The 16,094-nt window shown below is 66.2% G+C and carries 14 protein-coding genes; 2 read left to right on the top strand and 12 right to left on the bottom strand.

What is annotated here, in order from left to right; genetic code table 11:
• Positions 1 to 112: 112 nt before the first annotated feature.
• Entirely contained in the window at positions 113 to 571 is a 459-nt protein-coding gene (locus HWY37_RS31220; RefSeq protein WP_176090596.1) for an Lrp/AsnC family transcriptional regulator, read from the bottom strand.
• A 107-nt stretch (positions 572 to 678) separates the two neighbouring features.
• Complete coding sequence (locus HWY37_RS31225; RefSeq protein ID WP_176090597.1) at positions 679 to 1,461, bottom strand: SDR family NAD(P)-dependent oxidoreductase; 783 nt, start codon at positions 1,459 to 1,461, stop codon at positions 679 to 681.
• A gap of 183 nt (positions 1,462 to 1,644) precedes the next feature.
• On the opposite strand from HWY37_RS31225, the gene HWY37_RS31230 reads away from it, so the two are divergent.
• Positions 1,645 to 2,187 (top strand): cysteine dioxygenase family protein, encoded by a 543-nt coding sequence (locus tag HWY37_RS31230; RefSeq protein ID WP_176090598.1) that lies wholly within the window; start codon positions 1,645 to 1,647, stop codon positions 2,185 to 2,187.
• On the opposite strand, the gene HWY37_RS31235 is transcribed toward HWY37_RS31230, so the two are convergent.
• The 6 genes from HWY37_RS31235 to HWY37_RS31260 form a co-directional block, all read right to left on the bottom strand.
• Complete coding sequence (locus HWY37_RS31235; protein ID WP_176090599.1) at positions 2,168 to 3,862, bottom strand: thiamine pyrophosphate-binding protein; 1,695 nt, start codon at positions 3,860 to 3,862, stop codon at positions 2,168 to 2,170. The genes HWY37_RS31230 and HWY37_RS31235 overlap by 20 nt on opposite strands.
• A gap of 58 nt (positions 3,863 to 3,920) precedes the next feature.
• On the bottom strand, positions 3,921 to 4,871 hold the full coding sequence (locus tag HWY37_RS31240; protein WP_425485058.1) for a tripartite tricarboxylate transporter substrate binding protein: 951 nt from the start codon (positions 4,869 to 4,871) through the stop codon (positions 3,921 to 3,923).
• 35 nt (positions 4,872 to 4,906) lie between these two features.
• A complete protein-coding gene (locus HWY37_RS31245) occupies positions 4,907 to 5,662 on the bottom strand; it encodes a GntR family transcriptional regulator (protein ID WP_175209595.1) in 756 nt (251 codons plus the stop codon).
• A 355-nt stretch (positions 5,663 to 6,017) separates the two neighbouring features.
• Positions 6,018 to 6,737 carry a VOC family protein gene (locus HWY37_RS31250; RefSeq protein ID WP_176090600.1) on the bottom strand — a complete coding sequence of 240 codons (720 nt, stop codon included), beginning with the start codon at positions 6,735 to 6,737 and terminating at the stop codon, positions 6,018 to 6,020.
• A gap of 16 nt (positions 6,738 to 6,753) precedes the next feature.
• A complete protein-coding gene (gene secA / locus HWY37_RS31255; protein WP_176090601.1) occupies positions 6,754 to 9,489 on the bottom strand; it encodes a preprotein translocase subunit SecA in 2,736 nt (911 codons plus the stop codon).
• Between the two features lie 193 nt (positions 9,490 to 9,682).
• Positions 9,683 to 10,657, bottom strand: coding sequence for a M23 family metallopeptidase (locus tag HWY37_RS31260; RefSeq protein WP_175209614.1), 975 nt, complete (start codon positions 10,655 to 10,657; stop codon positions 9,683 to 9,685).
• Between the two features lie 128 nt (positions 10,658 to 10,785).
• Here HWY37_RS31260 and HWY37_RS31265 point away from each other — a divergent pair, with 128 nt between their 5' ends.
• On the top strand, positions 10,786 to 11,193 hold the full coding sequence (locus HWY37_RS31265) for a DciA family protein (protein ID WP_175209598.1): 408 nt from the start codon (positions 10,786 to 10,788) through the stop codon (positions 11,191 to 11,193).
• Positions 11,194 to 11,489: 296 nt separating this feature from the next.
• Here the strand turns inward: HWY37_RS31265 and lpxC are convergent, their stop codons facing one another.
• The 4 genes from lpxC to HWY37_RS31285 all read right to left on the bottom strand — a co-directional run bounded on the left by lpxC (position 11,490) and on the right by HWY37_RS31285 (position 16,082).
• On the bottom strand, positions 11,490 to 12,413 hold the full coding sequence (lpxC, locus tag HWY37_RS31270) for a UDP-3-O-acyl-N-acetylglucosamine deacetylase (RefSeq protein WP_008160097.1): 924 nt from the start codon (positions 12,411 to 12,413) through the stop codon (positions 11,490 to 11,492).
• A gap of 240 nt (positions 12,414 to 12,653) precedes the next feature.
• Positions 12,654 to 13,838, bottom strand: a complete 1,185-nt coding sequence (gene ftsZ, locus HWY37_RS31275; RefSeq protein ID WP_013391532.1) for a cell division protein FtsZ — start codon at positions 13,836 to 13,838, stop codon at positions 12,654 to 12,656.
• Positions 13,839 to 14,026: 188 nt separating this feature from the next.
• A complete protein-coding gene (ftsA, locus tag HWY37_RS31280; protein WP_006217473.1) occupies positions 14,027 to 15,253 on the bottom strand; it encodes a cell division protein FtsA in 1,227 nt (408 codons plus the stop codon).
• Between the two features lie 4 nt (positions 15,254 to 15,257).
• Positions 15,258 to 16,082, bottom strand: coding sequence for a cell division protein FtsQ/DivIB (locus tag HWY37_RS31285; RefSeq protein WP_175209599.1), 825 nt, complete (start codon positions 16,080 to 16,082; stop codon positions 15,258 to 15,260).
• Positions 16,083 to 16,094 lie beyond the last annotated feature (12 nt).

The following is a 16,094-nucleotide window of genomic DNA, read 5'->3' on the forward strand; positions in this document are numbered from 1 at the left end:
CCTACGCCGCAGCCTGAGCAAAAGAATTGCGTGATGGGGGGTCGGCGGCAAGCCGAATGGAATTTGCATCCCCTGCACCCCCCTGCCATGGAAAAAAATTGCGCGCGCCCGCCTACACCGCGTCCAGCGGCAATTCGGTGGTGCTTTTGATGACTTCCATCGAGAAGCTGGCGCTGACGTCCAGCAGGTCCACGGCCGCGATCAGGCGGCGGTAGAAGCGGTCATAGGCTGCCATGTCCTCGACCACGACCTTGAGCAGGTAATCGATGTCGCCCGCCATGCGGTGGAACTCCACCACGTTGGGCAGGGCCATCACCGCGTTGATCAGGCTCTGCGTCCATTTCTCGTTGTGCTGGCTGGTCTTGATGGAAACGAAGACGGTCAGGTTCAGGCCCAGCGCGCAGGGGTCCAGCAGGATGGCGTTGCGCGCGATGACCCCGTCATCCTTCAGCTTCTGGATGCGGCGCCAGCAGGGCGTGACGGACAGGTGCACCTGCTCGGCGATCTCGGCGACCGAACAGGTGGCGTCCTTCTGCAGCAAGCCCAGTATCTTGATGTCCGTCTGGTCCATGGGTTTCCTCGGCTGGAACGGCCCCAATCTTGCCCGTTCCGCCTGCCCACGTCCAGCCTGCGCCTCGCCGTCCGGAAGCCCTCTGCCCTGCGCCAGAAACCCGCGCGTCAGAACGTGCCGGGGTAGCCGCCGCCGTCGATCAGGATGTTCTGCGCCGTCATATAACCGGCCTGCGCGGAACAGACGTAGGCGCAAAGCGCGCCCAGTTCTTCGGGCTGGCCGTAGCGGCCCGCAGGATTCGCGCGGCCGCGCTCGTCCCAGAGCTGGTCAAAACTCTTGCCGCCGGACTGATCCAGCATGCCCTGTATGTGCCTGACCTGCGCGTCCGTGGCGAAGGCGCCGGGCAGCAGATTGTTGATGGTGACGTTATGGCGCACGGTCTGCCGGGCCAGTCCGCCGACGAAGCCGACCAGGCCCGAGCGCGCGCCGTTGGACAGGCCAAGTTCCGCGTGCGGCGCCTTCACGCTGCGCGACACGATGTTGACGATGCGCCCGAAGCGCCGGTCGATCATGCCGTCCACGACGCGCCGGATCATGTCGATGGGTCCCAGCATCATGGCGTCCAGCGCCGCGATCCACTCATCGTGGCTCCAGTTGCGGAAGTCGCCTGGCAAGGGACCGTCGGCGTTGTTGATCAGGATGTCGGGATGCGGACAGGCGGCCATGGCCGCGTCCCGGCCTGCCACCTGGGTCAGGTCGGCCGACACCCAGCCCACGCCCACGCCGGTTTCGCGCGATATCTCGGCCGCGGCCTGCTCCAGCGTCACAGGGTTGCGGGCGGCAATCGTGACCGCCACGCCTTCCCGCGCCAGCTGCAGAGCGCAGGCCCGGCCCATGCCGCGGCTGCCGCCGAATACCAGTGCCGTCTTGCCGCTGATCCCCAGATCCATGCCTGACTCCCGTGTCGTTGCGTCGCCCGGAGGGGCGCTCCGCCGAAGCGGACCAGTATAGGAGCGCCCGGCGCCCCGGCGGAATGGAAAATTTTTCTAATCCGCGGCCCGGCTCCGCCGAAATTGGCAAAGGCATTCCAGCGCAAGCTCCTACCATGGGGGTTCAGCCTGGAGGGCTATCCCATGTCTTCCATCCAACTTGCTTGCGGCGGCCTGCAATCGCTGGGCGCATCGGTGCAGGCGGCCCAGATGCACGCGGCCCGCGTCCTGCTGCGGAACCTCGCCGCCAGCGTCGCCAACGCGGGCGACATGCTGCAGAACCTGCCCGCCGAGCTGCGCGCGGGCCGCGCCGAGTCCTACACCCGCCATATCGCCTATGCCGATCCGCATGGCGCGTTCACGATGGCCTACCTGATCTGGCGCCCGGGCCAATTCAGCCCGGTGCATGGCCATAAGACCTGGTGCACCTACCAGGTCCTGCAAGGCGAACTCTCGGAAACCCATTACCGCTGGAACCAGGAATCCGGCTCGGCGGTGGAAGGCGGCACGGTGGTCCGCCGTCCAGGCGACATTGTCACGGCCACGCAGGGCCTGCGCCAGATCCATCGCCTGGGCAATGCCGGCCCGGAGATCGCCGTGTCGCTGCACATTTACGGCGTCGCCCAGGCCGACCTCTGCACCGGCGTCAACCATCTGGTCGACCGTATCAGCCCATCCACTGGCTGACCGGCGCCGCCGCGTCCTGCAGGGGCTGCGCCACCACGTCGATCAGCGCCGGGCCATCGTGTTCCATGGCAGCCTTGAACGCGGCGTCCAGCTTGGCAGGATCCTCCACGCGCCAGGCCTTCACGCCATAGGCTTCGGCAATGCGGGCATGGTCGGTGCGGTTGAAATCCACGCTGTAGTAGCGCTTGTCGTAGCCCGCCTTCTGGCTGGCCTTGATCCAGCCGTAGACCGAGTTCGAGAACACCACCATCAGCAGCGGCGCCTTGTGCCGCACGATGGTTTCCAGCTCGCCCACCGTGAAGCCGAAGCTGCCGTCGCCCATCACCGACACGCACTTGGACTGCGGCCGGCCGACCCAGGCGCCCAGGGCCGCCGACATGGAAAAGCCCAGCGCGCCGTGTGCGCGGTTGGTGATGAAGTGGCGGCCAGGGCGCGACACGTCGTAATAGGCCGAAAAGTACGGGCAAGGCGTGCCGGGATCGGCGCACACCACCGCGTCATCGGGCAGCAGGCGGTTCAAGGACTGCACCACGCGCTCGGGGCGGATGGGCGCGTCCAGGCTGTGAGCCAGCGGCTCCAGCTGCGCGCGGCGCGCTTCCTTGGCGCGGCCCGCCAGCACCGCGCCGTCGGCCGCGTCCGAGGGACGATGGGCCAGGCGCGCCGACACTTCGGCGCCCAGGGCCTCCAGCGCCAGCTTGGCATCGCCCACCATGCCGACATCGGTCAGGTAGTTGGCGCCGATCACCATCGGGTCGATGTCGATGTGCAGGATCGGCACGTTGCGGTTGGGAAAGCGCCAGTGCTCGGTCGAGGTCGATCCGGCGCGGCAGCCGACGAACAGCACCACGTCCGCCGCGGCCACCACGTCGCGGGTCGCCATCACGCCGCCGTTGGAGCCGACCACGCCCGCATTCAGCGGATGGGTGTCGGCCAGGCTGCCCTGCCCGCTCACGGTCACGCAGACCGCGGCCTTGAGCGATTCCGCCAGCGCCTGCAAGGCGCCGCTGGCGCCGGCGATGACCACGCCGCCGCCGCAGATGATCACGGGCGCGCGGGCCCCGACCAGCCGCTCGGCGGCGCGCGCCACGTCGGTGGGATCCGGCGCAAAGCGCATCGACGGGAAACGGCCATGCTCGGGCTGGGCCCAAACGTCGGACGCGTCCACCTGCTGCTTCATCACGTCATAGGGAAAGCACAGATGCGCCGCGCCGGGCTTGCCGGTGGTCATGGCGCGGAACGCGGCGCGCACCATGCCGGGAATCTGGTCCGCGCGGTCGATAGTGCGGTTCCACTTGGTCAGCGGACGGTACAGGGCTTCCTGGTCCAGTTCGGTCAGCGGGTACTTGCCGCGCGACCCCACCGCCACGTCCGAAGTGATGCCCAGCACCGGGATCGACGATTCATTGGCCTCCACCAGGCCGGGCAGCAGATAGGTCGCGCCGCCGCCGCTGGGGCCTTCGCACACGCCGACCTTGCCGGTCACGCGGGCATAGGCGTCCGCCATGTAGCCGGCGCTGCGCTCGTCGCGCGTCAGGATGTGCTGCATGCCGTGGTCCAGCCGGTACAGCGCGTCATAGAACGGCAGGCTGGTATCGCCGCACAGGCCAAAAATATGCTTGACCCCGTTGTGCTGCAGCATGCGCACCATGGCTTCGGCGCCGGTCATGTTTTCCATGTCATCTCCACGTGTTTGGCGGTCGCGGCCAGTCGTTTCCGCCCTGGCCGCGCACCGTTCAGTTATCCAGATTGATGTTGCTGCTCTTGATGAAGGCGCTCCAGCGCTCGTATTCCGACTTGACGTAGGCGTCCAGCGCCGGGCCGTCGGAGGCCACGATCTCGAAGCCCGCGTCCGTCACCTTCTTGCGGATTTCCGGATCGGCCAGCACGGCCTGGAAATCCGCGGTCAGCTTTTTCACCGTCGCAGCCGGCGTGCCCTTGGGCGCGAACATGCCGCTCCAGGAATAAGCCACGAAGCCCGGGAAGCCGGACTCCGCCACCGTCGGCACATTGGGCAGGTCGGGCAGGCGCTTGTCGCCCGCCACCGCCAGCGGCTTGATCTTGCCGCCCTGGATCTGGCCGCGCAGCGCGGCAAAGCTCAGCCAGGTCATGCTGGCCTGTCCGCCCACCACCGCCTGGATGGCCGGGCCGCCGCCGCCATACGGCACGTGCAGCAGTTCGACCTTCGACAGGCGCTTGAGCTCTTCCGGCGCCAGGTGGTTCAACGAGCCCACGCCGGTCGAGGCGTAGTTGAACTTGTTGGGCGGCTGCTTGGCGGCCGCGGCCAGGAACTCCTTCAGGTTGTCGCCGGGCACACTGGGGTTGGCGCCCAGCACCAGCGGAAAGCGCACGGTCTGCGAAATGGCGACGAAGTCCTTGAAGGTGTCGTAGGGCAGCTTGGGCTTCACCGCGGGGTTGATGCCGTGGTTGTCGAAGCTGACCAGCAGCGTGTTGCCGTCCGGCTCGGCCCGGGCCACGAAGGCGGTGGCGATCTGGCTGGCCGCGCCCGGGCGGTTTTCGACCACGACCGCGCGGCCGCCCAGTTGCTGCGACAAACGCGGCTGCAGGATGCGCGCCAGGATGTCGGTGCTGCCTCCCGGCGGATACGGCACCACCAGCACCAGCGGCCGCTCTTCCGCCATCGCGCTCGGCGCGGCGAAGAAGGCGCCGCCTGCGGCGGACAACATGCATAGCGCAGCCAATCCGCGCTTGACCCTGTAATTCATAGCTTTTCCCCTGCTTGTATGGTGTTGGCCGGCGCTGCCGTGGCGGGTTCGGCCTGGTCCCGCATGTAGATCGTGGAAAAACCTGTCCGTATGACGTCGGTGATCTGGTCCAGCCGGCGGCCGATGTGGGCGCTCATCAGGCCGGGCAAGGCGTCGGCGTCTCGCCGTTCCAGCGCCTCGACGATGCGCAGGTGCTCGCCTTGCGTGTGGCCGCGGCGGCCCTGCTGCATGTCGATCCAGCGCACGAAATGGATGCGGGCGTTGACGCTTTCCAGCGCCCGCACGAACTCCTCGTTGCGCGTATAGCGGGCCAGCGTCAGATGGAACGCCTCATCCAGTTCCAGCAGGCGGGTCGCGTCGCTGTCCTCGGGCACGTCCCGTGAACGTTCGACGAATTGCCGCAGGCTGGACAGCTCTTCATCGCTGGCGCGCTCGCAGGCCGCGCGCACGATGCCGGCTTCCAGCACGGCGCGGTACTCGTAGAGGCTATGGATCTGTTTGGCGTCGAGCAGGCGGGCGATGAAACCGCGATTGACCGAGCGGGTCAGGAAGCCCTCGACCATCAGCTGGTTCAGCACTTCGCGCAGCGGAGTGCGGCTGACGTTCAGCCTGCGGGCCAATTCCACCTCGTTGATGCGTTCGCCGGGCTTGAATTCGAAGCGCACGGCCATGGCCTTGACCGCGCCATACAGCTCGGCCTGCGCCTCCTTGGTGCGGGCGGCGGGTCGGATTGCGCTTGCGGATAGTGTCATGCCGGATCGCCTGCGGTCGGGTTGAACGTCGGGATTGAAGTGCATACTAAAGTGCATACACTTTGAGCGGCAACCCGGGTTTGCCCGGACGCGGGCCGGCTACGGCCCCTTGCCGGGTCGGCTACAGGACGGCTGCGTGGGCGAAAAAAAGCCGCCATGCGGGCGCTGTGGGCGGGTTTGTGCGGTGGCTTGTACGGCGCCACTGCGCGACGGCTGTGTATCGGCTGTGTATCGGCTGTGCGTCGGCTGTGCGTCGGCTGTGCGTCTATGCCGTCGGCCATGCGACGATTGCGCGCCGCTGAGCGACGGTTGGCTGCGGCTCCCGGGCAGCGGCCTCGCCAGCCGCCGGTAGCGGCTACAGCCCGGTATCCAGCGTGTAGTGAGCGCCGTCCCGGTTTTCCAGGCTCAGCGTCAAAAGCTCGGCAGCCACGGCCGTCGGATCCTGGCGCACATGGATGCGCAGGTTCGCCAAGGGCACATCCCAGCCGTCGGCGGAAGCTTCGGCGGTCACGCCGGCCACCAGCGCCAGGCGCTCGGCTACCGCGCGGGCGTCAGGCGCCCGGGCGTCGATGCGCTGCAGGCTGCGCGCGCCGTTGGGATGCGCCATGAGTTCGGGCGACCATACGCACTCGGGCGTCAGATGGCGGCAGAAATACATGCGGATGCCGGGCAAGGGCTGCTCGGCGAAACGCACGGTATGGAAACGGGCCTGGACTTCCTGGCCGTCCAGCATGGCCGGGCGGCTCAGTTCCTGCATCGGGTTGACGGCGAACCCCGCCGCCAGCAGGCGCTCGCGGGTGGCCTCGGCGTCATAGGTGCGGAACACCAGCGCTTCCAGGCCGAATGGCGAATCGGCGATTTCCTTGCGCGCGGGCGGCGCGCCCGGCGGCCAGCCCAGCAGTTCGACGTAGGTGCCTTCCAGCACGATCAGGCGGTTGCACGAACCCAGGTTGTGCACCGCCTTGTCGCTCAGGTGAAAGCCCTGGCGCTCGAAGTGCGGGGCCAGCGCATCCAGCCGGTCGCGCACCATGACCACGGCATGGTCGAATTCAGTGCGGCCGACGGAATGCAGCATGGTGGCTCCTAGGGGATCAGACGAGCTTGCCGTGGCACTGCTTGTACTTCTTGCCGCTGCCGCAGGGGCACGGATCGTTGCGGCCGACCTTGGGCAGCGCATTGCGCACCGGCTGCGCGCCGCTTTCCGGTTCGGACTGGGCCAGCGCCTCGTCGTAGTCGGAATGGTGGTACTGGACGTTCTGCACGTGCGACTGCGCCGCTTCGGCCTCGGCCTGGTCCACCTGTTCCTGCGACTGCACGCGCACCGTCATCAGCACGCGCACCACGTCGTCGCGGATGCGGTCCAGCATGCCCGAGAACAGTTCGAAGGCTTCGCGCTTGTATTCCTGCTTGGGGTTCTTCTGCGCGTAACCGCGCAGATGGATGCCCTGGCGCAGGTAGTCCAGCGCCGACAGGTGTTCGCGCCAGTGCGTGTCGATCGCCTGCAGCATGATCGAACGCTCGAACTGCGACCACGATTCCGTGCCCACCTGGTCGACCTTGGCCTGGTAGGCGTCGCGCGCGGCGCTCACCACGCGCTCGCGCAGGTCGTCGTCGGTCAGGCTGGTTTCCTTTTCCAGCAATTCCGTCAGCGGCAGCTGCACGTGCCAGTCGGCTTCCAGCGCCTTTTGCAGCGCCGGCACGTCCCACTGTTCTTCCACCGATTCCGGCGGCACGTAGGTGTTGAACATCTCGGTCACGGCGGCGTCGCGCAGGTTCTCCACGGTGACGCCCACGCTGGCGGCTTCCAGCACGTCGTTGCGCTGCGAATACAGCACCTTGCGCTGGTCGTTGGCGACGTCGTCGTATTCCAGCAACTGCTTGCGGATGTCGAAGTTGCGGCCTTCCACCTTGCGCTGCGCGGTCTCGATCGAGCGCGTCACCATGCCGGCCTCGATGGGCTCGCCCTCGGGCAGCTTCAGGCGTTCCATGATGGCGCGCACGCGGTCGCCCGCGAAGATGCGCATCAGCGAGTCTTCCAGCGACAGGTAGAAGCGCGACGAGCCCGGATCGCCCTGGCGGCCGGCGCGGCCGCGCAACTGGTTGTCGATACGGCGCGATTCGTGGCGTTCGGTGCCGATGATGCGCAGGCCGCCGGCGGCCTTGACCTGCTCGTTGAGCGGCTTCCAGTCGGCGCGCACCTTCGCGATGCGGGCTTCCTTTTCGGCCTCGGACAGCGATTCGTCGGCGCGGATCAGGTCGACCTGCTTGTCGACGCTGCCGCCCAGCACGATGTCGGTGCCGCGGCCCGCCATGTTGGTGGCGATGGTGATGTGGCCCGGCTTGCCGGCTTCGGCGACGATCTCGGCTTCGCGGGCGTGCTGCTTGGCGTTCAGCACTTCGTGCGGCAGCTTGGCCTTCTTCAGCAGGCCCGACAGCAGCTCGGAGTTTTCGATGCTGGTGGTGCCCACCAGCACCGGCTGGCCGCGCTCGTGGCAGTCGCGGATGTCTTCGAGGATGGCGTTGTACTTTTCGCCGTCGGTCTTGAAGACCTGGTCGTTCTGGTCCTTGCGGACCATGGGCTTGTTGGTCGGGATGATGACCGTTTCGAGCCCGTAGATTTCCTGGAACTCGTAGGCTTCCGTGTCGGCCGTGCCGGTCATGCCGGACAGCTTCTCGTACATGCGGAAGTAGTTCTGGAACGTGATCGACGCCAGCGTCTGGTTCTCGTGCTGGATCTTCACGCCTTCCTTGGCCTCGACCGCCTGGTGCAGGCCGTCGGACCAGCGGCGGCCCACCATCAGGCGGCCGGTGAATTCGTCGACGATGACCACTTCGCCGTCCTGCACCACGTACTGCTGGTCGCGGAAGAACAGCGTGTTGGCGCGCAGCGCCACCATCAGGTGGTGCATCAGCGCAATATGGCGCGGGTCGTACAGCGATTCGCCCTCGGGCAGAATGCCCAGGCGCGACAGGATGCCTTCGGCGTTTACGTGCCCGGCTTCGGACAGGTAGACCTGCTGGCTCTTTTCGTCGACCCAGTAGTCGCCTTCGGGTTCCGGCTCCTGCGGCTTGGGCTCGTGCGCCATGCGCTTGAGCAGCGGCGGCACCGCGTTCATGCGGACGTAGAGTTCGGTATGGTCTTCGGCCTGGCCGGAAATGATCAGCGGCGTGCGGGCCTCGTCGATCAGGATCGAGTCCACTTCGTCGACGATGGCGTAGAACAGCCCGCGCTGACGACGGTCTTCAACACGGTATTCCATGTTGTCGCGCAGGTAGTCGAAGCCGAACTCGTTGTTGGTGCCGTAGGTGATGTCGGCCTGGTAGGCCGCCTTCTTTTCCTCGTTGGGCTGCTGCGGCACGACCACGCCGGTGCTCAGACCCAGGAAGTGGTACAGGCGTCCCATCCATTCGGCGTCGCGGCGAGCCAGGTAGTCGTTCACCGTGACCACGTGCACGCCCTTGCCGGCGATCGCGTTCAGGTAGACCGGCAGCGTCGCCATGAGCGTCTTGCCTTCGCCCGTGCGCATTTCGGCGATCTTGCCGCTGTGCAGGGCGATCCCGCCCAGCATCTGCACATCGAAGTGGCGCATGCCAAACACCCGCTTGCCTGCTTCGCGCACAACCGCGAAGGCCTCGGGCAGCAGATCGTCCAGGGAAGTGCCCTGGCCGTGGCGGGAACGGAATTCCTCGGTTTTGGCCGCCAGCTCCGCGTCGGAGAGCGCGGAGATCTTGGATTCGAGTCCATTGATCTGGGTTACCAGCTTGCGATACTGCTTAAGCAGCCGGTCGTTGCGGCTGCCTATGAGTTTTTTGAGCAGAGAAACCATGCGTATGTCGGCCGCACGAGCCACGCCGCGCCCACGAAAGGCCGGAGCAGCGTCACCCGTGACTTGATGTTATTGGTTGAGCGGGGGTCCGCTGGGAAACGAACCAGTTTAACGCACCTGGAGCGCAATAGCCTGGAACTATGACCAGGGTAGCACTACCCGGGCCGGTTGGACCGGCGCGGGCCGTCCAGGTTCACTGCGCGGCGTGAGCCACCGTGGAAGGCGGCGCGTTCTGCTGCGGGCCCAGGAACAAGCGCGGGTCCAGCGGCTGCCCCGCCAGACGGACCTCGAAATGCAGGTGCGGGCCGGTGGAACGGCCCGAACTGCCCACGCGGGCCACTTGCTGGCCGCGTTCGACGAGCTGGCCCTGCTTGACCAGCAGGGACGAAGCATGGGCGTAGCGGGTGATCAGGCCGTCGCCATGGTCGATCTCGACCATATTGCCGTAGCCCGGCTGGAACTTGGATTCCAGCACCACGCCCCCGGAAGCCGCCAGGATCGGCGTGCCCGGAGGCGCGGCGAAGTCCAGCCCTTCGTGCATGGCGCTGCGGCCAGTCACCGGATTGCGGCGCCAGCCGTAGGACGAGCTCAGATAAGGGTAATCGGTGATGGGCATGGCCGTCGGCATGCGCGCCTGGTCCGCCGACCGCTTGGTCAGGGCCGCATCCAGCAGCTTCAGGTTGTCGGTCTGCTGGGCCAGCCTGGCCTGGATCTCGTCGAGCTGGCGGCCCAGGGCCTCGGCCGAAGCCGCGCTGGGCGGCGGGTGGTCGGTGAACAGATCGTCCATGACCTGGGTGGCTTCGGGCTGGGTCAGCGCCTCGGGCTGCGCCATGGCCAGCTGCTTGGCCAGTTCAGGGTCGGTATAGGCCACGCCGGCCACCTTGGCCACCCGCTGGCCCAGGCCGTCGATGCTGACCAGCTTGGCCTGCAGCGCCCCCACCTTGGCCGCCAGCAGATTCATGTTGCCGCGCAGGAAATCGGCGTCGCGCCCAGGCTGCTGGCCGGCCAGCGGCCAGCCCACCGTATGTACGGCCGGCAGGATCGGAGTAAGGTATCGCTGTAGCGCAGCGCCGAAGATGGCCGCCGTGACCAAGGCCCCCCCCAGAAACAGCGCGAGACGCGCGCCGCCCAGGGTGAAATGCCCGTCCTGCCCGTCGCGGGCGTGCATAATCACGATTTTCAAGGTTTGCTTCCTAATTCTTTAAAGCCGGGATGAATAGACCTACTTCATACCGTCAACGTTCCAGTTCCAGCCGGAAGCGGGAAAATACCGCCCTGGGATGGCTGGGTCATGACATGCGGGGCGCCGGCGTTCTGGCGACCGCCCGCAAGCACTTGCAAATCCAGTACGCGGTGGCGGCGGTTCTGCCCGCCCCGCTGGGCGCCGTGTGCCAGGTGGGCAAGCTGGAAAACCAGTGCCTCCACCTGGTGGTGCCGAGTGCCGCGCATGCGGCCAAGATGCGTCAATTGGCACCGCGCATCGCGCGGTCCCTGGCAGACCAAGGCTGGAACCTTAACGAAATCGCCGTCAAGGTACAAGCGGGTTTGCCCAAGCCCGGTTCCCGCCAGCCGCGCCCTCCCAAAGAGGCGCAGCCGCTGGGCGATACCGCCCTGGGCGCGTTTGAATCTCTGCACGGCAGCCTGCGGCCGGGCCCTCTGGCCGACGCGGTCGCCAAGCTCCTGAAGCACCACAAGAGTAGCTGAAGCCCGCCCGGCTGTCCTCGATCCGGCGCCCCCGGAAACGAAGGGAAACCAAGTTCTAGGACGGATCGCTACCATGGTTTGCCGCCGGTTTGCGCCTAAAGCGCTAGAGGATGGCGACCGCAGCCATCCACGGGGAGCCGCCCAGGGACATTACCGCGAACGATCAGGAATCAAGCGGGAACCGGGCCGCGCACGATGACAGCGCGGACGTCGCGGAGCCGGCTTTGCCGGTCCGCAGACGTCGCCCCCTAGAGGGGGCCCGCGTCAGCGGGTAGGGGGTGGGCCTAGCTTTGGCTCTAGGCCAGCTTCCACTCGTGGCGGAACGCCTGCGGCGCTTCCGCCTGGGATTCGTAGGTGATCAGTTCCCAGGCATCGCGTTGCTCCAGCAACGCGCGGGCCAGCTGGTTGTTCAGGCCGTGGCCCGACTTGCACGCAACGTAGCGCGCCACCAGGGGCTTGCCCAGCAGATACAGGTCGCCGATGGCGTCCAGGATCTTGTGTTTTACAAATTCGTCGTCGTAACGCAGTCCGTCGCTGTTCAGCACGCGGTACTCGTCCATGACGATGGCGTTGTCCAGGCTGCCGCCGCGGGCCAGGCCCATGGAGCGCAAGGCTTCGACTTCGTTGACGAAACCGAAGGTGCGCGCGCGGGCGATTTCACGCACATACGAGTGCGTGGCGAAATCGATCTCGGCGAAATTGGCCGTGGAATCGATGGCGGGGTGGCGGAAATCGATGGAGAACGCCAGCGCGTAGCCCTCATGGGGTTCCAGGCGGGCCCACTTCTCGTTGCGGCCTTCGCCTTCGCGCACTTCCACCGGCTTCAGGACGCGGATGAATTGCTTGGGCGCGTTCTGTTCGACGATGCCTGCAGAGCGCAGCAGGTAGACGAACGTGGCCGCGCTGCCGTCCATGATGGGGACTTCTTCGGCAGTAAGATCAATGTGCAGGTTGTCGATGCCCAGGCCGGCCAGCGCCGACATGAGGTGTTCCACGGTGGAAACGCGGACATTGCCCTGCTGCAGCACCGATGCCATGCGCGTGTCGCCCACGCCGGTGGCCTGCGCGGGCAGATCCACGACCTGCGGCAGATCGACGCGGTGGAAAACGATGCCCGTATTCGGTTGTGCCGGGCGCAAGGTGAGCTCGACCCGCCGTCCGGAGTGGACGCCGACGCCTGTCGTGCGGACGAGATTCTGAATGCTGCGCTGTCGGAACATGAGACTTGGGTGTTTTGAGCCAGGAAGCCGGCAAGATGACAAACAGATTGCCGGCGTAACTGACGTATTGTAACTCTGTCCGATCCCTGGCGCCATTTGGCGTCCGGATCGACCGATACCTCCGTCCCTTATTGAAGCCGTGCAAGGGAAACACGGACCGCTCCGCCTCCGGCTCGCCTGTGGGGACAGGCAAGCCGGAGATGAGGGAGTGCGTTTAGAGCCTGAAACAGGCTCTTAGGTTCAATCCGCCTGCTTGCGCAGGAATGCCGGGATGTCGAAATGATCCATGCCCGAGCTTTCCAGAGCACGCACCTGGGCCGACGCCTGGCTGCGCGGGTTGCGCATGACAGACGGCATGTCCAGATTGCGGTAATCGCCTTGACCGCCAGCCGGCATCGTGCCCATGGGCATGTTGTCGGTGCCGGTACGCAGCACTTCAGCGGTGTTCTGCACCAGTTGCGGACGCGCTTGCGCACGGCCCAGGCCGGTCGCAACCACGGTCACGCGCAGGTTTTCACCCATGGACTCGTCGTAGGCGGTGCCGAAGATCACGGTCGCGTCGTCCGAAGCGTAGCTGCGGATCGTTTCCATGATTTCGCGCGTTTCGCGCATCTTCAGCGAGCGGCTGGCGGTGATGTTGACCAGCACGCCGCGAGCGCCGTTCAGGTCCACGCCTTCCAGCAGCGGGCAGGCGATGGCGTGCTCGGCGGCGACGCGGGCGCGGTCCGCGCCCGAAGCCGATGCCGTGCCCATCATGGCCTGGCCCTGCTCGCCCATGATCGTCTTGACGTCTTCGAAGTCGACGTTGACGTTGCCTTCGACGTTGATGATTTCGGCGATGCCCGCGCAAGCGTTGTGCAGGATGTCGTCGGCCGAACGGAAGCAGTCTTCCTGCGTCGCGTCCTCGTCCATCAGTTCATAGAGGTTCTCGTTGAGCACCACGATGAGCGAATGCACGTGCTTGGCCAGTTCCGAGATACCGTCCTCGGCCATCTTCAGGCGCTTGTTGCCTTCGAAGGTGAAAGGCTTGGTGACCACGCCCACGGTCAGAATGCCCAGCTCCTTGGCGACTTCGGCCACGACCGGACCTGCGCCGGTGCCGGTGCCGCCGCCCATGCCAGCGGTGATGAAGACCATGTGCGCGCCATTCAGCGCGGCACGGATCTCCTCGCGCGCGGTTTCAGCCGACGCGCGTCCCTGCTCGGGCTTGGCGCCCGCGCCCAGGCCGGTGCGGCCCAGACGGATCTGCACCGGGGCGTTGGTCGCCGCCAGTGCCTGCGCATCGGTGTTGGCGCAGATGAAATCCACGCCGTGCACACCGCTGCGAATCATGTGCGCCACGGCATTGCCGCCCGCACCGCCCACACCAACGACCTTGATAACGGTCCCTTTGGTGTTGTTCTCAAGCATCTCAAAGTTCATCATGATGACTCCCTCACAAGTCCGATTTCGCAAATCACAAAAATTCCCCAACCAACCTATGTTTTGTGAATCGCCTCAAACTCGTCGCCGGACGGGCCCGCAACGGGTTTGAAGCGCCTCCCCTCTTCTGGCCCGGTCCGCGTTACCGCTGCGAACCGCACCAAGGACAGGCCCCAACCTGCCCTTACAACTCAGTTCATGAACCATTCCTTCATGCGCGCCAGCAGGCTCTTGAAATTGCCGGTCTGGGCGGCGACCTTGCGGCCGCGCACGCGCTGCATGCGCGCTTCCTGCAGCAGACCCATCACCGTCGAGAAGCGCGGATTGCGCATCACATCGGCCAGGCTGCCTTCGTATTCGGGTACCGCCACGCGCACCGGCTTGAGGAACACGTCCTCGGCCAGTTCGATCATGCCGGGCAATTGCGCCGAGCCGCCGGTCAGGACCACGCCCGAGGCCAGCAGGTCCTCGTAGCCGGAGTCGCGCACGACCTGCTGCACCAGCGTGAACAGCTCTTCCACGCGCGGTTCGATCACCGCGCCCAGCGCCTGGCGCTTGACCTGGCGCGGGCCGCGGTCGCCCAGGCCCGGCACTTCCACGGACTCGTCCGGGCTGGCCAGGACCTGCTTGGCCACGCCATAGCGCAGCTTGATTTCCTCGGCATCGGGCGTCGGCGTGCGCAACATGGCCGCGATGTCGTTGGTGATCTGGTCGCCGGCGATGGGCAGCACGGCGGTATGGCGGATTGCGCCGCCGGTGAAGATGGCCACGTCGGTGGTGCCGCCGCCGATGTCGACCAGCACCACGCCGAGTTCCTTCTCGTCGGCGGTCAGCACGGCCAGGCTGGAGGCCAGGGGCTGCAGGATCAGGTCCTGCACTTCCAGGCCGCAGCGGCGCACGCACTTCACGATGTTCTGGGCGGCGCTGACCGCGCCCGTCACGATGTGCACGCGCACTTCCAGGCGCAAGCCGCTCATGCCGATGGGCTCGCGGATGTCTTCCTGGCCGTCGACGATGAACTCCTGCGTCAGCACATGCAGCACCTGCTGGTCAGTCGGGATGTTCACCGCCTTGGCGGTCTCGATGACGCGGGCAACGTCGGTGGCGGTGACTTCCTTGTCCTTCACGGCGACCATGCCGCTGGAATTGAAGCTGCGGATATGGCTGCCGGCAATGCCGGTGTAGACGTCGCGAATCTTGCAATCTGCCATCAGCTCGGCTTCTTCAAGCGCGCGCTGAATGGAATTCACAGTGGTCTCGATGTTGACGACCACGCCCTTGCGCATGCCGCGCGATTCGTGCTGGCCCAGGCCGAGCACTTCGAATCGCCCTTCAGGCAAAATTTCAGCCACCACAGCCACCACCTTGCTGGTGCCGATATCGAGGGCGACGATAAGGTCCTTGATGTCACGGGTCATGGCGTTAGCGTTTCTTGGGAGGTTTCGGTATGGATTTGGATTTGGTTTCCGACGGCGGCAACGGGGCCAGCGCCAGGGCGAAACCATTGGGATAGCGCAAATCGGCCTGCGTCACGGTGCGCCCTTCCAGGCGTCCGGCAACGGCGGGCCACGCCTGCACAAAACGTTGAATGCGGGCCGCGAACGGCAAGGCGCCCGGCAGGCCATGCGGATCCGGCGCATCGGCGCCCGGATCGCGGCCCAGGTCCAGCGACATGCCGTTGGACAGCACCACGCGCCAGGCATAGCGCGGACTCAGTTCCAGCTGCTTGACGTGCATGTCCAGCGGGGCGAACCAGCGCGCCAGCTCGGCGTAGCGCTGCACGACCAGCGATTCCGTGCCCTCCGGACCGGAGAACTGCGGCAGCACCGTCTCGTCGTCCACCTCGCCTGTGTTGGCCGTGAACGCCTCGCCCCAGGTGTTGATCATCTGGTTCTCGTTCCAGAGCGCCAGGGGCTGCTGTTCCTCGATCCGCACGCGCAGCACATTGGGCCAGATCCGCCGCACGGTGGCATGCCGGACCCAGGGCACGGATTCGAAGATCTCGCGCGCGTCGTCCAGGTCCACCGTGAAGAAATTGCCCTTGAAGCGCCCCGCGATGGCGGAGCGCACCGCGCCCGGCGACACATAGTGCAGCTCGGTGTCCGGCATCGATTCCAGCTCGATGGCCGACAGCGTGAAGAACGGGCGCTGCGCCACCCACACCACGCCCGCGACGAGCATGGCGCAAACCGCCAGCACGGCCAGCGTGTTGGCGATCAGGTTGGTGGTGCGAGCGTCGTTCCACACAGAATATCCGGG

Source organism: Achromobacter anxifer (assembly GCF_903652925.1).
GTDB classification, from domain to species: Bacteria; Pseudomonadota; Gammaproteobacteria; order Burkholderiales; family Burkholderiaceae_B; genus Achromobacter; species Achromobacter anxifer.